This window comes from Citrobacter sp. MGH110 (genome assembly GCF_001037515.1).
Taxonomy (GTDB): domain Bacteria; phylum Pseudomonadota; class Gammaproteobacteria; order Enterobacterales; family Enterobacteriaceae; genus Citrobacter; species Citrobacter portucalensis.
Window position 1 is genome coordinate 3,402,530 of the sequence record NZ_KQ089830.1, and the last position, 18,960, is coordinate 3,421,489.

Here is an 18,960-nt window from a genome sequence, read left to right on the forward strand (position 1 = left end):
CACATCCTCGCGGCTCACTCCCCCTGACCCTAAACAAAAGCTATTTACGCCCCGGTTTTCCGTCATGAGATCCAAAAAACTGCGGCGGATGGTCGACCCAGCGATCCTCACGTGTAGCGGCATAGACCGGGTTAAGCGGATAATAAATGCGGTTGTATTTTTTGTTCGCCTCACCCACGACTAACAGGCGCACCTCTTCACTGGTGTTATTGATAAAGGTATGGCACACGCCTGTACCTGCCGGGAAACCGACGCTGTCGCCCGGTTCCAGCTTCCATAAATACCCGTTAATCCAGGCCTCAGGATAACCTTCCAGCACGTAGATAAATTCTTCCTCATCGCTTTCGGCGTGCGGGTACGAGGTACGCCGACCCGGCGGCAGGCGTTCATGATGAATGCCGAGTCGTCCTAACCCCAACTTGCGGGCAAGCGGCGCGCCAATAGCAAATAGCTCATCGCTGTCAGGATAAGTGGAGTCATCAGCCCCCTCAACCTCACGCCAGTGGCGAATACAATCGGGTCTTTTCATGGTTATTTTCCAGTATTGCGATGCGTCAGGTATAGCACACCGCGGTGGATCTCGGCGTTTTAAGCAGAACATGTTAAAGTAAGGGATTAACCTTCCACGCAAATCGAGGCGCCAAATGGACAAAACCACTACGCAAGAGTTATTGGCTCAAGCTGAAAAACTCTGCGCGCAACGCAACGTGCGGCTTACGCCACAACGCCTCGAAGTACTGCGCCTGATGAGCCTGCAGGAAGGTGCGATCAGCGCCTATGACCTGCTCGACCTGTTGCGGGAAACTGAGCCACAGGCTAAACCACCTACCGTATATCGTGCGCTCGATTTTCTGCTGGAACAAGGTTTCGTGCACAAGGTGGAATCCACCAACAGCTATGTGCTTTGTCATCTGTTCGATCAGCCAACCCACAGTTCCGCAATGTTCATTTGCGACCGCTGTGGCGTGGTAAAAGAAGAGTGTGCGGAAGGCGTGGAAGACATTATGCATACGCTGGCGGCAAAAATGGGCTTTGCACTGCGGCATAACGTTATTGAAGCCCACGGGCTGTGTCCGGCCTGTGTGGAAGTTGAATCTTGCCGCCATCCTGGCGAGTGCCAGCATGACCATACGATTCAGGTGAAGAAGAAAGTTGGGCGCTAGGTAAGCGGGAGAGCGTACATCCTTGTACTCTCAGGAGGGAAGGGTTAATTACCAGCGGTAATCATTACGTTTTTCCCAATCGTTAACTTCTTTCTCCGCCTGATCTTTCGCGTAACCGTAACGCTCCTGGACTTTACCGACCAGTTGGTCACGTTTACCTTCAATGACCGTCATATCATCATCGGTCAGTTTGCCCCATTGCTCTTTCACTTTACCTTTAAACTGCTTCCAGTTGCCGCCGACTTCGTCTTTATTCATCATCAAGTCCTCATCGTTAGGTTGTGAATAGCGAGAGTGCCATGCCCAGACACATGCTGTTTTTGCTGGACGTGAGAATAAGTGTAGTCAGTGATTCTGGATTTTATTTACTATTCGGAATTTTTAACCATCCCGCTCAGGCAAACCAGGTTCCATTACGCCAGTGACGTCGCCAGATAAAGGCCAGTGAAAGCCCGCGCAACGCCAGGAAAACGGTTAACGCCAACCACAAGCCATGGTTTCCCAGCCACGGCAAAGTCAGCAGCGTTAATGCGAATCCTGTGGCAGCAACGGCCATACTGTTGCGCATTTCTGCCGCGCGCGTCGCGCCAATAAACATTCCGTCGAGCAGATAACACCAGACACCCACCAGCGGTAACACCACCTGCCAGAAAAGATAGCGATCGGCCAGCTGTTGGATCTGCGACAGCGAGGTCAGCAGCGCAACAATCTGCTCGCCAAACAGGGCATAAACCAGCGAAAACAAAATAGCCACAATACCGGACTGTCGGCAGGCCGCCCGCCAGACGTCCAGCAACTGGCTACCGTCTCGCGCCCCATAGGCCTGGCCCGAATGCGCTTCCACGGCATAGGCAAATCCATCCAGCGCGTAGGCGGTAAAGGTTAACAGGGTCATCAGAACGGCATTAACCGCAATGATATCGCCTCCCAGACGCGCACCCAGCACCGTGATTGCGCCAAAACAGAGCTGCAGCAGTAGCGAGCGCAACATGATGTCACGGTTAAGCGCCAGCAAACGGCGGAAATTGCCACGCCACGCCTGCTTCAGCATTGCCAGCGAAATTCCGCGCATATGCAGGACTTTGCGCACCATCATCAGGCCGATCAGCAAGGTGGCATTTTCAGCAATCACCGTTGCCAGTGCCGCACCTTGCACGTTCATATGCAGGCCCATCACCAGCCATATATCGAGCACAATGTTGAGAATATTACCGACAATCAACAAGATAACCGGCGCACGCGCATACTGAACGCCAAGCAGCCAGCCGAGCAGCACCAGATTCGCCAGCGAGGCGGGTGCGCTTAACCAGCGAATTTCGAGGAAACGTCGGGCCTGCTCCAGTACCGCTTCACTTCCGCCAACAATGTGCAGAGCCAGATCGATAATCGGCGTACGAAACAGTGCGATAAGCAACCCCGCTCCCAGCGCCAGCATGAGCGGCTGCACCAGTGCGCGCGCCAGCGCCTGCGGATTTTTCGCACCAAATGCCTGGGCGGTAAGACCGGTGGTGCTCATGCGCAAAAAAAGCAGCAGCATAAAAAGAAAACTGGTTGCCGTGGCACCAACCGCAACACCGCCAAGATAGACCGGACTATCCAGATGACCAATCACCGCGGTATCCACCAGTCCCAGCAGGGGAACAGTGATATTGGAGAAGATCATCGGTAAGGCGAGGTGCCAGAGCGCTTTATCAGAAGAGGTAAAGAAAGGCATACAGGAGGGCCTGAGAAGAAGTTAGACGTACTGGACAATGTGATGCAGGCCCGGCAAGCGCAGCGCTACCGGGCACGTTGCCGGATGGCGACGTCATCGTCTTATCCGGCCTACAGGGATTCAACAGAAAATTACAGCCATTCACCGTTACGGATGACGCCTACTGCCAGCCCTTCAATAGTGAAGTTTTGTTCGCGCAGGTCGACAACGATAGGTTTGAACTCGCTGTTTTCTGGCAGGAGTTCAACCTTGTTTCCCTGCTTTTTCAGCCGCTTAACCGTGACTTCATCATCAATACGGGCAACAACAACCTGGCCGTTACGCACGTCCTGGGTTTTATGCACAGCGAGTAAATCACCGTCCATAATCCCGATATCTTTCATCGACATACCGCTAACGCGCAGCAGAAAGTCGGCGTTCGGTTTGAACAGTGAAGGATCGACCTGATAGTGGCCTTCGATGTGCTGCTGCGCCAGAAGTGGCTCACCGGCTGCCACGCGACCGACAAGCGGTAACCCTTCTTCTTCTTCCTGCAACAGTCGAATACCGCGCGATGCGCCGGATACAATTTCCAGCACACCTTTACGCGCCAGCGCTTTCAGGTGTTCTTCAGCTGCGTTTGGGGAACGGAACCCCAAACGCTGCGCGATCTCCGCACGCGTCGGTGGCATACCTGTCTGGCTGATGTGATCTCTAATGAGATCAAACACCTCTTGTTGCCTGGCCGTTAACGCTTTCATTCCGCCCCCTGGGTGTATATACAGTTATGCTGTGAGTATATACAGCTAAAGGCGAATTTGGAACCGCAAACTGCACAAAAAACAGGAGATTTATGCAGTTGTGGAAGCCTTATCGCAAATGCGACCACAACAGGATGCCCCAGGTGATTAGAGCGACAAAAATAGACAGCAATACCGCAGCCGACCCCATATCTTTCGCTCGACCGGAAAGTTCGTGGTACTCAGAACCAATACGATCAACTACCGCTTCAATCGCACTGTTGAGGATTTCAACGATCATCACCAGCATCACAGAACCGATCAACAACACGCGGGTAATTGCATCAACATCCAGCCAGCAGGCGATGGCGACGCCCAGCAGGACGGCAACACTTTCCTGACGGAATGCCGCCTCATTAATCCATGCGGCGCGAAAACCTTTCCAGGAATAACCTGCAGCTTTGATAATTCGGGTGAATCCAGTGGTATTATTGGCCATCAAAAAGAACCTTTTTACATTATTAGCGTCAATGTCATTGTAACGTTACCCCGTTTGTTCAGGGTGTGGCAAAGCAGCGCGAAGTATGACCGGATACCACAGAAATTCACTAAACTTTCTGATATCCTTGCAGCGCATTTGCATTATTAACCAGAGGCTTTACATCGTTTATGTCCGGCTGGCCACGAATTTACTACAAATTACTGAATTTACCATTAAGCGTCCTGGTAAAAAGCAAGTCTATTCCAGCAGAACCTGCTCCGGAATTGGGACTCGATACTTCGCGTCCCATTATGTACGTCCTACCGTACAATTCGAAAGCAGACTTGCTGACGCTGCGTGCCCAATGTCTGGTGCACGACCTCCCCGATCCCCTGGAACCACTAGAGATAGACGGAACGCTGTTACCGCGCTACGTGTTTATTCACGGCGGTCCGCGTGTATTCACCTATTACACGCCGAAAGAAGAGTCCATCAAGCTGTTCCACAACTATCTCGACTTGCATCGCAGCAATCCGGATCTGGATGTGCAGATGGTGCCGGTTTCGGTGATGTTTGGCCGTGCGCCAGGGCGTGAGAAAGGCGAGGTCAATCCGCCGTTACGTATGCTAAACGGCGTACAGAAATTCTTTGCGGTGTCCTGGCTGGGTCGCGACAGTTTTGTCCGCTTCTCCCCGTCGGTTTCTCTGCGCCGTATGGCGGATGAACACGGTACGGATAAGATCATCGCTCAGAAGCTGGCTCGCGTGGCGCGTATGCACTTTGCTCGCCAGCGCCTGGCCGCTGTCGGCCCGCGCCTCCCTGCCCGCCAGGATCTGTTTAATAAGCTGTTAGCTTCAAAAGCGATCGCTCGTGCGGTAGAAGATGAAGCGCGCAGTAAAAAAATCTCCCACGAAAAAGCGCAGCAAAATGCCATTGCGCTGATGGAAGAGATTGCCGCCAACTTCTCCTACGAAATGATTCGTCTGACGGACCGTATTCTGGGCTTTACCTGGAACCGTCTGTATCAGGGGATTAACGTTCACAATGCTGAACGTGTACGCCAGTTGGCGCACGATGGGCATGAAATCGTTTACGTTCCGTGCCACCGCAGCCATATGGACTATATGCTGCTGTCGTACGTTCTGTACCATCAGGGTCTGGTGCCGCCGCACATCGCAGCCGGTATCAACCTGAACTTCTGGCCCGCGGGTCCGATTTTCCGCCGTCTGGGCGCGTTCTTTATTCGTCGTACCTTCAAGGGCAACAAGCTCTATTCCACCGTATTCCGTGAATACCTGGGCGAGCTGTTCAGCCGTGGTTACTCGGTTGAGTACTTTGTCGAAGGGGGCCGTTCACGTACCGGTCGTCTGCTCGACCCGAAAACCGGCACGCTGTCGATGACTATTCAGGCGATGCTGCGCGGCGGTACACGTCCGATTACCCTCGTTCCTATTTACATCGGCTATGAGCACGTAATGGAAGTGGGCACCTACGCAAAAGAGCTGCGTGGCGCGACGAAAGAGAAAGAAAGTCTGCCGCAAATGCTGCGTGGCTTAAGCAAGCTGCGTAATCTGGGTCAGGGCTACGTCAACTTTGGTGAACCAATGCCATTGATGACTTACCTCAACCAGCATGTGCCGGAGTGGCGTGAATCTATTGACCCTATCGAGTCTATCCGCCCGGCCTGGCTGACGCCGACGGTGAATAACATTGCCGCCGATTTGATGGTGCGCATTAACAACGCAGGCGCGGCCAATGCCATGAACCTGTGCTGTACTGCTTTACTGGCCTCCCGCCAGCGCTCTCTGACCCGTGAACAGCTGACCGAACAACTCGACTGCTACCTGAGCCTGCTGCGCAATGTGCCGTATGCTGCGGATTCGACTGTGCCGGCACAGAGCGCCAGTGAACTGATCGACCACGCCTTGCAGATGAACAAGTTTGAGGTCGAGAAAGACACCATCGGTGACATCATTATTCTGCCGCGCGAGCAGGCGGTATTGATGACCTACTACCGCAATAACATTGCGCATATGCTGGTTCTGCCTTCGTTGATGGCAGCCATTGTGACTCAGCATCGTCGTATTTCACGCGCCGCGTTGCAGCAGCATATTGATGCGCTGTACCCGATGCTGAAAGCGGAGCTGTTCTTACGCTGGGAGCGTGATGAGCTTGCCGGAGTGATTGACGAACTGGCCAGCGAAATGCAGCGCCAGGGACTCATCACCCTGACCGATGACGAACTGCATATCAATCCAGCCCGCTCCCGCACGCTACAGCTGCTGGCCGCAGGTGCTCGCGAGACGTTGCAGCGCTACGCCATTACCTTCTGGCTGCTGAGCGCGAACCCGTCCATCAACCGTGGCACGCTGGAGAAAGAGAGCCGCACCGTGGCGCAACGCCTCTCAGTGCTGCACGGCATTAACGCGCCGGAATTCTTCGATAAAGCCGTGTTCAGCTCTCTGGTGCTGACGCTGCGTGACGAGGGATTCATCAGCGATACCGGAGATGCCGAACCGGAAGAGACGATGAAGATCTATCAGATGCTGGCCGAACTGGTCACGTCAGATGTGCGTCTGACCATCGAGAGCGCCACTCAGGGCGAGTAAGCATAAAAAAACCGGTCGGAATGACCGGTTTTTTATTTTGCAGGCTAAGCCAAAATCAAAAATGCCAGTAGCTCATTGCCAGGCCTAAGAACAGCACCAGGCCGACGTAGTTATTGTTCATAAACGCTTTAAAGCAGGCATCACGTTCACGGTTAACGATCAGTTTCTGCTGATAGACAAACAGCGCGCCCGCCACCAACAGAGACCAGTAATAGCCCAGTCCCAACCCGTTTAACCAGCCCACCAGCGCCATCAGCACCAGCACGCCTACCTGCAAAATACCAATAATCAGCTTGTCGTTCTGACCGAACAGGATCGCGGTCGATTTAATGCCGATCTTCAGGTCATCATCCCGGTCAACCATGGCGTACTGCGTATCATAGGCCACCGCCCAGAGAATATTCGCAAGGAACATCAGCCAGCAACTCAGCGGTACGGATTCACTCACGGCGGCGAACGCCATCGGGATCGACCAGCCAAACGCCGCCCCCAGCACCACCTGCGGCAGATGCGTATAGCGCTTCATAAACGGGTAAACCCACGCTAATGCTAATGCCGCAACGGACAACAAAATGGTCATCGTATTGAGGGTCAAAACCAGCAGGAAGGCCAGCAGCACCAGTACCACAAACAGCGTTCGGGCTTCTTTCTCGGTGACAGCCCCACTCGGCAGCGGTCGATTCGCGGTGCGTTTGACGTGCCCGTCAAATTTCCTGTCGGCATAATCATTCACCACGCATCCGGCGGCGCGCATTAACCAAACGCCAGCGACAAAAACCGCCAGAATCCACAGTTGCGGCATGCCTGGGGTCGCCACCCACAGTGCCCACAGCGTAGGCCAGAGCAGCAGTAAGGCGCCGATTGGCTTATCCGTACGCATCAAGCGGTGAAACGCCAGCAGCTTATTCTGCGTCAGACTCCACTCCATCTTTATCTTCCTCTCAGTACAACGGCGATGCAGGCAGAAAAAGCTCGGTAAGCATCAACGGCTTACCGCTCAGCCGCAGGCGGGAACGACGCCCCCACAGCGCTGCATCTTGGCCAATCTCAATAAAATCTCGGGTCAATGTCGATGACGTAAACAGGTAACGTCCGAGCGGGGTTTTCCCCAGGTTTTGTAAAGCCAGTTCAGGGCCACACAGGGTAGATTCAGGCACCACGGTACGCCCGGCAAGCCAGGGTTCACCATCCGCGCATAACAGGATTTCGCGTAACCAATAGCGGGACTCTTTAGGTAGCAGCGTCAGTTCTTCAGCCACCTCATTTTGCCCAACGAACGCTTCGCGAATCAACGTGACGGTGACTTCTTTGCCCTGCTGCTCAAAACGTTTGGTCATGGAATCTTCCAGTAACAACCAGTCGAGCAGTTGCGGGTCCAGCGCCGGGATCGCATCAAAATAACGCAGCGCACGCAGTTGCGTTAACGCAGGGTGTGGCATGCCTTACTCTCCGATTTATAACCTAAAGGCATTGTATCGCAGAAAAGGCATTACGGGGTGAGCAAACACGATTAAGTGATCGGTAGGGCAACATAAGTGTAACAATTAGCACCGAAGGATAAAAAAAGGTGCGCCAGGAGACGCACCAGTTGTTGCAAAATCAACAATGTGGGGAGATGTTTACCCCTTGCCTTTTACACTGCTGATAAAGGTGGATCGGGCAGATTTGGATCCCAGACGTTCCGCTTCATCAAGCAGCTTCAGCGCTTTATCAACATCGCCTTTCGCCACGGCATCCTTAATCGCCTGATTAAAATAGCTTTCCGTGTCGTTCAGCATTGGCTCGCTTTTCTTCACGGGTTGTGGTGCCGGAGCAGCAACGACTGCCGCCGGAGCAGCAACGGCCACTGCAGGCGCGGCGGTATTACCAACCATAACAGGGCCAGGGCCGGAAGAACCAAACAGCGGCCCGACCAGCACGCTGGAGGAGGAGCTGGTTTTAACTTTCAGATGCAGCAGACCGTCGGTGGTGTGGCGGGCAATCGGGTCCGGAATATCCGGAACAGCGTTACCTACACCCTTGGCGTAGGCTTTTGCCGGGTCAAGCAGGGTCGTGGTCTGCTGGAGATCTTTATCTGTGGTAAAGACCAGAACATACAGTTTTTGCTGGCCCAGCGCTGGCGTCAGACGCATTACGCCTTCCAGACGATCGGCACTCATCACGCCGGGCTCCTGGTAGGTGAAATAGCTGCTGGGGAAGAACGCAGATGGTGTCATGTTCTGATCGAGAATTAAGACGTTTGGCGCAAATACGCTGGTTTGTTTGTTCACTTCACTGGCCAGCGTCAGCGTCAACTCGCCAATATTCGCCGGTACGCTATAGGCCGCGACCGGGCCAGTAATACCAGCAACATCTAAACGCTGACCTGCATTGGCAAGCTGCGTGGACTGAGTTTTGGATTGATCAACCGGCGTCCAGGTTAACTGTTGCAGCGCCGCAGTGGGAATGGTTGGGGCCGCGGTAGTGTTCTGCGGAACAATATTTACATCGGCCAGGCTGATGCCAGGCGCGCTGGCAAATAACCCTGCAGATAAACAAAGGGCAACGAGACTTTTCTTCATTTTCATTGTTATCACCTCAGATAGCATGGGTTCAGCGGTGGCCAGGCAATAGCGCGCTAAACCGTAATCAAGAGGGGCTTGCGCCCCTCTTTAGGTCATTACGTCAAGTTAATGCTGAATTACCACCAGATTTCCATCTGAGCACCGAAGGACCACTCATCGCTGTCGCCACGGCCAAAGGAGCCGCCGTTAAAGCCGTCTTTAACTGCTTTACCGAAGTTCGCGTTATTAGATGGGTTACCGTTGTAGTCGTAGCCCCACTTCTCATCCCACTTAGCATAGGTTGCGAAGACGCGGATAGCCGGACGAGACCAGATGCTGTCGCCAGCCTGCCACTGTTGTGCCAGAGTAATTTTATACTGGTTGTTGGTATCGCCAGTTTCCTGGGATTTGACGTTGTCGTAGCCCACTTCCAACAAGGTGCTCATGATTGGCGTCCATTTGAACATTGGACGAACGCCCACGGTCCACCACTTAGTGCCGTTGTTGTTATCCCAGTCGATATCCTGGTACATACCGACGTACATCAGGTCCCAACGATCGCCCAGAGAGATTGCGCCGTGGTCGAGGATACGCAGCAGGCTGCCGTTGTTGTTAATGTCGTAAGCAAAGTTGGAGTTGCTATCAATGCCCACGCCAGAGCCCTGAGACAAACCTTTACCCTGAGAGGTCATGGAGTCGGTAGCGTACTGAACCACAAACTTGTTGTAGCCTTTCAGCATGCTTTGGGTGTGTTCAGCGGTGAACATCCAGCCATCTTTAGATGCGCCGTCAACCAGGCGATAATCATCGCGCGGGTTTGCACGACCGTAGTCAACGCCCAGTTCCAGCGTACCGCCTGGGTTAATTTCCATCTGCGCTAAACGAACGTCAAACACGTCGTTCGCGGTACGGGTGGTGTAATCATAAATGCTGTTGCTGGCGAAGGAGGAAGAACCGCCCGCTTCAGAAGAACGGGTTGCAGCCAGAGACAGTTTACCGAAGCCTACATCGATGTTTTCCAGACCCGCACCAGGACCTGAAATATCCCAGTAGTAGAAGTCGATCATGTGGACGTCATGACGCTGATAGAAACGTTTACCGGCCCAGATGGTGGAACCCGGCAGCCATTCAATCAGGTTTTTACCCTGCACGTTGGCTTCGCGGAAAGCAGGATCGGTCGCTTCCCAGTCATTTTGCTGTGCAACGGAATAGGCAACGTTAGTGTCGAAGTAGAAGCTCTTATCGCCCTCTTTCCACACTTCCTGACCTAATTTAATTTCCGCATAGGTTTCACATTCGTTACCAAGACGGTATTTACTTTGTGCACCTGTTGCCTGGAAACATTGTTGTTCACCGCCGCTACCTGTCCAGCCAATGCCGGAACGAGCATAACCATGGAAATCCACAGCCATTGCCTGAACAGACATAATGCCTGCTGCTACAGCAACCGCCAGAGGGAGTTTGCGCAGAGTAATCATCGTTCTATCTCCTGAGATCATTGCTTTTCTTTAAACGCTGCCACCTTCTAAAACTGCGAATGGTTTTGCGTTTCGTTTTTTTATGGGGGCCTTAAACGCCCGGCTCTTGGTGCAACCGACGACATGCAGTGCCATCCTCACGGAACAGATGGCAACGCTCTGGCGGCAGGCCGATAGCGAATGTGGCACCCTCTTCTACCAACACCACGTCGTTCTGGCGGTAAACCAGGTTTTGACGGATGGCGGGGATCTGGATATGAATTTGTGTTTCGTGACCAAGCTGCTCGACCACCTGCACTTCACCTTCAAGGGTGACATCGGCGATATCGCTGGGCAGCAGATGTTCCGGGCGGATACCTAAAGACATGTTGGCGCCAACCTGTACCGCATGGCTGTCTACCGGGAGCCATATTTGCTGGCGGTTGGGCAGTTCAACCTGCACCTGATCGATGGCCGTTGCCGTGACTTTCACCGGCAGGAAGTTCATCTTCGGTGAACCAATGAAGCCCGCCACAAAGCGGTCAGCCGGGTAGTGATACAGTTCCAGAGGCTTACCAACCTGCGCGACGCGACCGGCATCCAGCACCACAATTTTGTCGGCCAGCGTCATCGCTTCGACCTGATCGTGGGTGACGTAAATCATCGTGCGGCCGAGACGTTTATGCAGGCGGGATATTTCAATACGCATCTGCACGCGCAGAGCAGCGTCGAGGTTCGACAGTGGTTCGTCCAGCAGGAATACGCGCGGTTCGGCGACCAGCGTACGGCCAATCGCCACACGCTGACGTTGTCCGCCGGAAAGCGCTTTCGGTTTACGCTCCAGCAGGTGCGCCAGTTGCAGAACTTCCGCAACCTGATTCACGCGCTGGTTCATCACCTCTTTTTTCGCCCCGGCCAGTTTGAGGCCGAACGACATGTTCTCCGCGACAGACAAATGGGGATACAACGCGTAGGACTGAAAGACCATGCCCACACCGCGTTCGGCGGGCGGAATGTCGTTCATCCGGGTCTCCCCGATAAACAGGTCACCACTGGTGATGGTTTCAAGTCCGGCGATCATACGCAGCAAGGTCGACTTACCGCAGCCTGACGGTCCGACAAACACCACGAATTCCCCTTCGTGAATGTCGAGATTGATATCTTTCGATACCACCACGTCACCCCAGGCTTTCGTTACATTTCGTAGCTGTACGCTCGCCATGCCCTTCTCCCTTCGTTACAACCTGTCATCGACAGCAACATTCATGATGGGCTGACTATGCGCGATCCCTTGACTGCGTGAATCCTCCACCCCCCGGCTTTTTTATGGGGGAGGAGGCGGGAGGATGAGAGAGCAGCGTCTGAGACCCGGGCCACCAGCCTCAGAGGAATTTCGTGATGCAGCCCGCAAAAATCGGTGGGTTTTTATGTGCGCCAGTACGCAATACTCACATTTATGTAACACAGATCACATAAAGAGCGGGTGGGGCGTAGGGGTAAGGAGGATGGAAAGAGGTTGTCGTATAAAGAAACTAGTAACCGTTAAGCCACCTCTGCAAAATCACCAAACAGGATGGGAACTATGAAAATCAAAACTGGCGCACGCATCCTCGCATTGTCTGCATTAACGACGATGATGTTTTCCGCCTCGGCTCTCGCCAAGATTGAAGAAGGTAAGCTGGTTATCTGGATTAACGGCGACAAAGGCTATAACGGCCTCGCTGAAGTGGGCAAAAAATTCGAGAAAGACACCGGGATCAAAGTCACTATTGAGCACCCTGACAAACTGGAAGAGAAATTCCCGCAGGTTGCCGCGACCGGCGACGGCCCGGACATCATCTTCTGGGCACATGACCGTTTTGGCGGCTACGCTCAGTCTGGCCTGCTGGCTGAAATCACGCCTGACAAAGCGTTCCAGGACAAGCTCTATCCGTTCACCTGGGATGCCGTACGCTATAACGGCAAACTGATTGCCTACCCGATCGCGGTTGAAGCGCTGTCGCTGATTTACAACAAAGACCTCGTTCCAAATCCACCGAAAACCTGGGAAGAAATTCCTGCACTGGATAAAGAGCTGAAGGCGAAAGGTAAATCCGCGCTGATGTTCAACCTGCAAGAACCGTACTTCACCTGGCCGCTGATTGCCGCCGACGGCGGTTACGCGTTCAAGTTTGAGAACGGTAAGTACGATGTGAAAGATGTTGGCGTGGATAACGCTGGCGCGAAAGCGGGTCTGACCTTCCTGGTTGATCTGATCAAGAACAAACACATGAACGCGGATACCGATTACTCCATCGCCGAAGCGGCCTTTAACAAAGGCGATACCGCGATGACCATCAACGGTCCGTGGGCGTGGTCCAACATCGATAAGAGCAAAATCAACTACGGCGTCACGCTGCTGCCAACCTTCAAAGGCAAAGCGTCTAAACCGTTTGTTGGCGTTCTGAGCGCCGGTATCAACGCCGCAAGCCCGAACAAAGAACTGGCGAAAGAGTTCCTCGAAAACTACCTGCTGACCGATCAGGGTCTGGATGAAGTGAACAAGGACAAACCGCTGGGCGCCGTTGCGCTGAAATCCTTCCAGGATCAGTTAGCGAAAGACCCACGTATCGCCGCCACCATGGATAACGCCCAGAAAGGCGAAATCATGCCGAACATCCCACAGATGTCCGCATTCTGGTATGCCGTTCGTACCGCAGTGATCAACGCAGCCAGCGGCCGTCAGACCGTCGATGCCGCACTGAAAGACGCGCAGGGTCGTATCACCAAGTAATGCAGTTGTGAACGTGCCGGATGGCGGCATAAATGCCTTATCCGGCCTACACATACCCTGTAGGCCTGATAAGCGCAGCGTCATCAGGCACGCTGACCAACAGGTTTTCATTGTTGTTGAGGATTGAACCCCATGGATGTCATTAAAAAGAAACACTGGTGGCAAAGCGGCACGCTGAAATGGTCAGTGATGGGTCTGCTTGGGCTGCTGGTCGGTTACCTTGTTGTTTTGATGTACGCTCAGGGGGAGTACCTGTTTGCCATCATGACGCTGATTTTAAGCTCTGCTGGCCTGTATATTTTCGCTAACCGTAAAGCCTATGCCTGGCGCTATGTTTACCCGGGCGTTGCCGGTATGGGGCTGTTTGTCCTGTTTCCACTGATTTGTACAATCGCCATTGCTTTTACCAACTACAGCAGTACCAATCAGCTGACATTTGAACGTGCTCAGGAAGTCCTGATGGATCGTTCGTACCAGGCTGGGAAAACCTACAACTTTGGCCTGTATCCGGCGGGTGATGAGTGGCAACTGGCCCTCACCGACGGTGAAACCGGCAAGAATTACCTTTCTGACGCCTTTAAATTTGGCGGCGAGCAGAAACTGCAACTGAAAGAAGCCGAGGCGCTGCCGGCAGGCGAACGTGCAACGCTGCGTATCATCACGCAGAATCGCCAGGCGCTTACCCAATTGACCGCCATCCTGCCGGATGAAAGCAAAGTTACCATGAGTTCGCTGCGCCAGTTTTCCGGCACGCAGCCACTCTATACGCTCGCTGAAGACGGTACGCTCACCAACAGCCAGAGCGGCGTAAAATACCGCGCCAACAACGATATTGGTTATTATCAGGCGATTAACGCTGACGGTAGCTGGGGTAGCGAAAAACTCAGCCCGGGCTACACCGTTGCCATCGGCTGGGATAACTTCACCCGCGTATTTACCGACGAGGGCATCCAGAAACCGTTCTTCGCCATCTTCGTCTGGACAGTGGTCTTCTCGGTACTGACCGTTATTTTGACCGTTGCCGTGGGCATGGTGCTGGCCTGTCTCGTACAGTGGGAGTCTCTCAAAGGCAAAGCGATTTACCGCGTCCTGCTGATTCTTCCGTATGCCGTACCGTCGTTTATCTCGATTCTGATTTTCAAGGGCTTATTCAACCAGAGCTTTGGTGAAATCAACATGATGCTGAGCGCGCTGTTTGGCATCAAACCGGCCTGGTTCAGCGACCCAACCACCGCGCGTTCGATGATTATTATCGTCAACACCTGGCTCGGTTATCCATACATGATGATCCTGTGCATGGGTCTGCTGAAAGCGATTCCTGACGACCTGTATGAAGCCTCGGCGATGGATGGCGCAGGTCCGTTCCAGAACTTCTTTAAGATTACGCTACCGCTGCTGATTAAGCCGCTGACGCCGCTGATGATCGCCAGCTTCGCCTTTAACTTTAACAACTTCGTGCTGATTCAGCTGTTGACCAACGGTGGTCCGGACCGTCTTGGTACCACCACACCAGCCGGTTATACCGACCTGCTCGTGAGCTACACCTACCGTATCGCCTTTGAAGGCGGCGGTGGTCAGGACTTCGGTCTGGCGGCGGCGATTGCCACGCTGATCTTCCTGCTGGTTGGTGCGCTGGCGATTGTGAACCTGAAAGCCACACGTATGAAGTTTGATTAAGGGAGATAACGACAATGGCTATGGTCCAACCGAAATCACAAAAGTTACGTTTATTCGCAACGCACTTAGGGCTGCTGATTTTTATCGCGGCGATCATGTTCCCGCTGCTGATGGTTATCGCTATCTCGCTGCGCGAAGGTAACTTTGCCACCGGCAGCCTGATCCCGGAAAACATCTCCTGGGAACACTGGAAACTGGCGCTGGGCTTTAGCGTTGAACACGCGGATGGCCGTGTGACGCCACCGCCGTTCCCGGTACTGTTATGGCTGTGGAACTCGGTGAAAGTGGCCAGCATTACCGCGATCGGTATCGTGACGCTTTCCACCACCTGTGCTTACGCTTTTGCCCGTATGCGTTTCCCGGGCAAAGCAACCCTGCTGAAAGGGATGCTGATTTTCCAGATGTTCCCGGCGGTGCTGTCTCTGGTCGCGTTGTATGCTTTGTTTGATCGCTTGGGCCAGTACATTCCGTTTATCGGCCTGAACACGCACGGCGGGGTGATCTTCGCCTACCTCGGCGGTATTGCGCTGCATGTATGGACGATTAAGGGCTATTTCGAAACTATCGACGGTTCACTGGAAGAAGCGGCCGCGCTGGATGGCGCTACGCCGTGGCAGGCATTCCGCCTGGTGCTGCTGCCGCTTTCCGTTCCGATTCTGGCGGTCGTGTTTATTCTGTCTTTCATTGCCGCTATTACCGAAGTACCGGTCGCGTCACTGCTGCTGCGTGATGTGAACAGCTATACCCTTGCGGTAGGTATGCAGCAGTACCTCAACCCACAGAACTATTTGTGGGGCGACTTTGCCGCCGCGGCTGTACTTTCAGCCATTCCGATCACTCTGGTGTTCTTGCTGGCACAGCGCTGGCTAGTCAACGGTCTGACCGCGGGTGGTGTGAAAGGTTAAGTTTTACCGAAGTACCTGCCCGGCAACGGGCAATGCCACTGCAACCCTCAACTTATGTTATCCCAACCTGTGACTGTTATTCGGCGCTCTACGGAGCGCCCTTTTTTTATGTTATTTTGCATCACTGTTACGATTATTTCCTTTCGTGCTCTCCATCACTGCAATTCTATTTCCTGTCTGAATATAGATAAATCAAACAGAATTAAGATCACAGAAAAGACAAAACGTAATTGCAATGTAAAAAATGATAATTGTCTTCCCTGCCTGTTAAATTCACCATCACGACACTGATCAAAAGAGCTGTATCCTCTAAGGCAGGTCTGAATGAACTCTCAATATAATTCCAGTTATATTTTTTCGATTACATTAGTGGCAACGTTAGGAGGGCTATTATTCGGCTACGACACTGCGGTCATATCCGGAACGGTAGAATCCCTGAATACCGTGTTTGTCGCACCACAACATTTAAGTGAATCCGCCGCCAACTCGCTGTTGGGCTTTTGCGTCGCCAGTGCGTTGATAGGCTGCATCATCGGCGGTGCACTGGGCGGCTATTGCAGTAACCGGTTTGGCCGCCGGGACTCGCTGAAAATCGCGGCTCTGCTGTTCTTTATTTCCGGTATTGGTTCCGCCTGGCCGGAATTAGGCTTTACGACGATTAATCCTGATAATTCCGTACCTGTTTATTTGGCCGGATACGTTCCCGAATTTGTTATTTATCGTATCATTGGTGGTATTGGCGTAGGTTTAGCCTCAATGCTCTCACCAATGTATATTGCTGAACTGGCACCCGCACATATTCGTGGAAAACTGGTGTCATTTAACCAATTCGCCATTATTTTTGGTCAATTGTTGGTGTATTGCGTTAACTATTTTATCGCCCGTTCTGGCGACGCTAACTGGTTGAATACCGATGGCTGGCGCTATATGTTTGCGTCCGAAAGTATTCCCGCCCTGCTGTTTTTACTGCTGCTGTACACCGTACCAGAAAGCCCGCGCTGGCTGATGGCGCGTGGCAGACACGAGCAGGCGGAAGGTATTCTGCGCAAAATTATGGGCAGCACCCTCGCCACCCAGGCCATGCAGGAGATCAATCAGTCTCTGGACCATGGTCGTAAAACCGGTGGTCGCCTGCTGATGTTTGGCGCAGGCGTTATCGTCATCGGCGTAATGCTGTCTATCTTCCAGCAATTCGTCGGTATTAACGTCGTGCTCTACTACGCCCCAGAGGTGTTTAAAACGCTGGGAGCCAGCACCGATGTGGCACTGTTACAGACCATCATTGTTGGCGTGATCAACCTGAGCTTTACCGTGCTGGCGATCATGACGGTGGATAAATTTGGTCGCAAACCGCTGCAGATTATTGGCGCTCTGGGCATGGCCATTGGTATGTTCAGCCTCGGTACCGCGTTTTATACCCAGGCTTCCGGGCTGGTTGCTCTGCTGTCGATGCTGTTTTACGTCGCCGCATTCGCCATGTCCTGGGGACCGGTTTGCTGGGTGCTGCTGGCAGAAATCTTCCCCAATGCGATTCGCGGCAAAGCGCTCGCCATTGCGGTGGCCGCACAATGGCTGGCGAACTATTTCGTCTCCTGGACCTTCCCGATGATGGACAAAAATTCGTGGCTGGTTTCCCATTTCCACAACGGTTTCTCCTACTGGATTTACGGTTGTATGGGTATTCTGGCGGCGCTGTTTATGTGGAAGTTTGTACCGGAAACCAAAGGCAAAACGCTGGAAGAACTTGAAGAACTGTGGGAACCTGCCGCAGAGAAAACCCAGCCTGCCTCTGCGCAGTAATCCTGACCTGCAACACGCCGCAGCCCGATTGCGGCGTGTTGTCTTTTACTCTCGCTTCAGCCGTTTTGAATTACACAGCCACAAGGTGATCACCAGCAGCAGGATCGCCGCGGAATAGATCAGCACATCCATCGGTGCTTTATGATCGACAATGATCAACCGCACAATCGCGGTGATCCCGATATAAACAAAATAGCGCAACGGAAAGTGAAACCCCGACTGAAAGTACTTCACAATCAGCGCGATAAATTCAAAATAGAGGAAGTAAACCACCAGCCCTTCCACCAGCTCATACTTGCTGGTTTGTTCCGGCGCGAACAGCACATCCGCCAGATGCAGCGTTTCTTTCCCGAGGAATACAACCAGGATCAGGCCCAGACTCAGCAGTCCCAGATTCAACACGGTCTGTAAGATGGTGGAGATAAACTCCACTCGCGGACGAGATAGCGACGTCATAACAGCACCTCTTACTCAGTGGCGAGGTTCATGTATAACGCAAAAATGTGACAGAGATCTACATTTTTTGTTTATGTTTTGTGCAAGAAAGGTCAGCGGGGAATGATGAATGTCACGACACATTTCACAGGATGAAGTATGCAGCTAAGACAATCCGCTGTCCGCAACGTTACCTGCGGTGAGAACGTGGTAATTTATGAACCCGCAAATCTCTACAATTGCACATTGGGTGACAACGTTTTTGTCGGGCCATTTGTTGAAATCCAGGGTAATACGCAAATTGGCGCAGACAGCAAAATTCAGTCGCACACCTTCATCTGCGAATATGTCACCCTGGGTGCCCGCTGTTTTATCGGTCATGGCGTGATGTTCGCCAACGATATGTTTCGCGAAGGAAAACCCAACGCCGACCGCAACAGTTGGGGAAGAATTTCGATTGGCAACGATGTCTCAATCGGCAGTGGAGCGACCATTCTGGCGGTCACCATCTGCGATGGCGCGGTCATCGGTGCGGGGAGCGTGGTGACCAAATCGATCACCGAGAAAGGCGTGTATGCAGGAAACCCGGCAAAATTATTGCGTCGCCTGTAACTTGCCTGCTGACGGCGTAAATGCCTTATCCGGCCTGCAGTACAGGCAGTTTGTAGGCCGGATAAGCGTAGC

Annotated in this window: 18 protein-coding genes; 7 read left to right on the forward strand and 11 right to left on the reverse strand. The window is 53.1% G+C overall.

The features are described 5' to 3' along the window. Positions 1-40: 40 nt before the first annotated feature. Positions 41-529 (reverse strand): cupin domain-containing protein, encoded by a 489-nt coding sequence (locus SK38_RS15950; protein WP_003031710.1) that lies wholly within the window; start codon positions 527-529, stop codon positions 41-43. Between the two features lie 115 nt (positions 530-644). Here SK38_RS15950 and zur point away from each other — a divergent pair, with 115 nt between their 5' ends. Beyond that, complete coding sequence (gene zur / locus SK38_RS15955) at positions 645-1,163, forward strand: zinc uptake transcriptional repressor Zur (protein WP_003031709.1); 519 nt, start codon at positions 645-647, stop codon at positions 1,161-1,163. 48 nt (positions 1,164-1,211) lie between these two features. Here zur and SK38_RS15960 read toward each other — a convergent pair whose 3' ends face one another. From SK38_RS15960 to SK38_RS15975, 4 genes are all read right to left on the reverse strand, one after another. Then, entirely contained in the window at positions 1,212-1,421 is a 210-nt protein-coding gene (locus SK38_RS15960) for a CsbD family protein (protein ID WP_003031706.1), read from the reverse strand. Positions 1,422-1,557: 136 nt separating this feature from the next. Continuing rightward, positions 1,558-2,877: an MATE family efflux transporter DinF gene (gene dinF / locus SK38_RS15965; protein WP_048236351.1), complete on the reverse strand. Its 1,320-nt coding sequence runs from the start codon at positions 2,875-2,877 to the stop codon at positions 1,558-1,560. Positions 2,878-3,008: 131 nt separating this feature from the next. Then, complete coding sequence (lexA, locus tag SK38_RS15970) at positions 3,009-3,617, reverse strand: transcriptional repressor LexA (RefSeq protein ID WP_003826596.1); 609 nt, start codon at positions 3,615-3,617, stop codon at positions 3,009-3,011. A 109-nt stretch (positions 3,618-3,726) separates the two neighbouring features. After that, a complete protein-coding gene (locus SK38_RS15975) occupies positions 3,727-4,095 on the reverse strand; it encodes a diacylglycerol kinase (RefSeq protein WP_003826594.1) in 369 nt (122 codons plus the stop codon). 170 nt (positions 4,096-4,265) lie between these two features. On the opposite strand from SK38_RS15975, the gene plsB reads away from it, so the two are divergent. After that, positions 4,266-6,686, forward strand: coding sequence for a glycerol-3-phosphate 1-O-acyltransferase PlsB (gene plsB / locus SK38_RS15980; protein ID WP_008786919.1), 2,421 nt, complete (start codon positions 4,266-4,268; stop codon positions 6,684-6,686). A gap of 55 nt (positions 6,687-6,741) precedes the next feature. Here plsB and ubiA read toward each other — a convergent pair whose 3' ends face one another. The 5 genes from ubiA to malK all read right to left on the reverse strand — a co-directional run bounded on the left by ubiA (position 6,742) and on the right by malK (position 11,908). Continuing rightward, complete coding sequence (gene ubiA / locus SK38_RS15985; protein ID WP_003826589.1) at positions 6,742-7,614, reverse strand: 4-hydroxybenzoate octaprenyltransferase; 873 nt, start codon at positions 7,612-7,614, stop codon at positions 6,742-6,744. 13 nt (positions 7,615-7,627) lie between these two features. After that, positions 7,628-8,125 carry a chorismate lyase gene (gene ubiC, locus SK38_RS15990; RefSeq protein WP_042313004.1) on the reverse strand — a complete coding sequence of 166 codons (498 nt, stop codon included), beginning with the start codon at positions 8,123-8,125 and terminating at the stop codon, positions 7,628-7,630. A gap of 180 nt (positions 8,126-8,305) precedes the next feature. Further along, entirely contained in the window at positions 8,306-9,253 is a 948-nt protein-coding gene (gene malM / locus SK38_RS15995; protein WP_048236352.1) for a maltose operon protein MalM, read from the reverse strand. Positions 9,254-9,366: 113 nt separating this feature from the next. Next, the gene (locus SK38_RS16000; protein WP_048236354.1) at positions 9,367-10,707 is read right to left on the reverse strand and encodes a maltoporin; all 1,341 of its coding nucleotides are present in this window, start codon (positions 10,705-10,707) and stop codon (positions 9,367-9,369) included. A 91-nt stretch (positions 10,708-10,798) separates the two neighbouring features. Further along, positions 10,799-11,908 (reverse strand): maltose/maltodextrin ABC transporter ATP-binding protein MalK, encoded by a 1,110-nt coding sequence (malK, locus tag SK38_RS16005; protein ID WP_048215134.1) that lies wholly within the window; start codon positions 11,906-11,908, stop codon positions 10,799-10,801. Between the two features lie 360 nt (positions 11,909-12,268). On the opposite strand from malK, the gene malE reads away from it, so the two are divergent. The 4 genes from malE to xylE all read left to right on the forward strand — a co-directional run bounded on the left by malE (position 12,269) and on the right by xylE (position 17,841). Further along, a complete protein-coding gene (gene malE / locus SK38_RS16010; RefSeq protein WP_003031680.1) occupies positions 12,269-13,459 on the forward strand; it encodes a maltose/maltodextrin ABC transporter substrate-binding protein MalE in 1,191 nt (396 codons plus the stop codon). 132 nt (positions 13,460-13,591) lie between these two features. Continuing rightward, positions 13,592-15,136 (forward strand): maltose ABC transporter permease MalF, encoded by a 1,545-nt coding sequence (malF, locus tag SK38_RS16015; RefSeq protein ID WP_008786914.1) that lies wholly within the window; start codon positions 13,592-13,594, stop codon positions 15,134-15,136. 14 nt (positions 15,137-15,150) lie between these two features. After that, the gene (gene malG / locus SK38_RS16020) at positions 15,151-16,041 is read left to right on the forward strand and encodes a maltose ABC transporter permease MalG (protein ID WP_003826575.1); all 891 of its coding nucleotides are present in this window, start codon (positions 15,151-15,153) and stop codon (positions 16,039-16,041) included. Between the two features lie 324 nt (positions 16,042-16,365). After that, positions 16,366-17,841 carry a D-xylose transporter XylE gene (xylE, locus tag SK38_RS16025; protein WP_032942091.1) on the forward strand — a complete coding sequence of 492 codons (1,476 nt, stop codon included), beginning with the start codon at positions 16,366-16,368 and terminating at the stop codon, positions 17,839-17,841. 45 nt (positions 17,842-17,886) lie between these two features. On the opposite strand, the gene psiE is transcribed toward xylE, so the two are convergent. Next, positions 17,887-18,297, reverse strand: coding sequence for a phosphate-starvation-inducible protein PsiE (gene psiE, locus SK38_RS16030; RefSeq protein WP_003031674.1), 411 nt, complete (start codon positions 18,295-18,297; stop codon positions 17,887-17,889). A 138-nt stretch (positions 18,298-18,435) separates the two neighbouring features. Here psiE and SK38_RS16035 point away from each other — a divergent pair, with 138 nt between their 5' ends. Further along, positions 18,436-18,888: an acyltransferase gene (locus SK38_RS16035; protein ID WP_008786912.1), complete on the forward strand. Its 453-nt coding sequence runs from the start codon at positions 18,436-18,438 to the stop codon at positions 18,886-18,888. Positions 18,889-18,960 lie beyond the last annotated feature (72 nt).

Coding starts and splice junctions, on each gene's coding strand:
- SK38_RS15960 (WP_003031706.1), bottom strand. CDS start 1,421: ATGAATAAAGACGAAGTCGGCGGCAACTGGAAGCAGTTTAAAGGTAAA.
- malE (WP_003031680.1), top strand. CDS start 12,269: ATGAAAATCAAAACTGGCGCACGCATCCTCGCATTGTCTGCATTAACG.
- malM (WP_048236352.1), bottom strand. CDS start 9,253: ATGAAAATGAAGAAAAGTCTCGTTGCCCTTTGTTTATCTGCAGGGTTA.
- SK38_RS15950 (WP_003031710.1), bottom strand. CDS start 529: ATGAAAAGACCCGATTGTATTCGCCACTGGCGTGAGGTTGAGGGGGCT.
- ubiC (WP_042313004.1), bottom strand. CDS start 8,125: ATGCCACACCCTGCGTTAACGCAACTGCGTGCGCTGCGTTATTTTGAT.
- malG (WP_003826575.1), top strand. CDS start 15,151: ATGGCTATGGTCCAACCGAAATCACAAAAGTTACGTTTATTCGCAACG.
- ubiA (WP_003826589.1), bottom strand. CDS start 7,614: ATGGAGTGGAGTCTGACGCAGAATAAGCTGCTGGCGTTTCACCGCTTG.
- plsB (WP_008786919.1), top strand. CDS start 4,266: ATGTCCGGCTGGCCACGAATTTACTACAAATTACTGAATTTACCATTA.
- SK38_RS15975 (WP_003826594.1), bottom strand. CDS start 4,095: ATGGCCAATAATACCACTGGATTCACCCGAATTATCAAAGCTGCAGGT.
- malK (WP_048215134.1), bottom strand. CDS start 11,908: ATGGCGAGCGTACAGCTACGAAATGTAACGAAAGCCTGGGGTGACGTG.
- zur (WP_003031709.1), top strand. CDS start 645: ATGGACAAAACCACTACGCAAGAGTTATTGGCTCAAGCTGAAAAACTC.
- malF (WP_008786914.1), top strand. CDS start 13,592: ATGGATGTCATTAAAAAGAAACACTGGTGGCAAAGCGGCACGCTGAAA.
- xylE (WP_032942091.1), top strand. CDS start 16,366: ATGAACTCTCAATATAATTCCAGTTATATTTTTTCGATTACATTAGTG.
- SK38_RS16000 (WP_048236354.1), bottom strand. CDS start 10,707: ATGATTACTCTGCGCAAACTCCCTCTGGCGGTTGCTGTAGCAGCAGGC.
- SK38_RS16035 (WP_008786912.1), top strand. CDS start 18,436: ATGCAGCTAAGACAATCCGCTGTCCGCAACGTTACCTGCGGTGAGAAC.
- lexA (WP_003826596.1), bottom strand. CDS start 3,617: ATGAAAGCGTTAACGGCCAGGCAACAAGAGGTGTTTGATCTCATTAGA.
- dinF (WP_048236351.1), bottom strand. CDS start 2,877: ATGCCTTTCTTTACCTCTTCTGATAAAGCGCTCTGGCACCTCGCCTTA.
- psiE (WP_003031674.1), bottom strand. CDS start 18,297: ATGACGTCGCTATCTCGTCCGCGAGTGGAGTTTATCTCCACCATCTTA.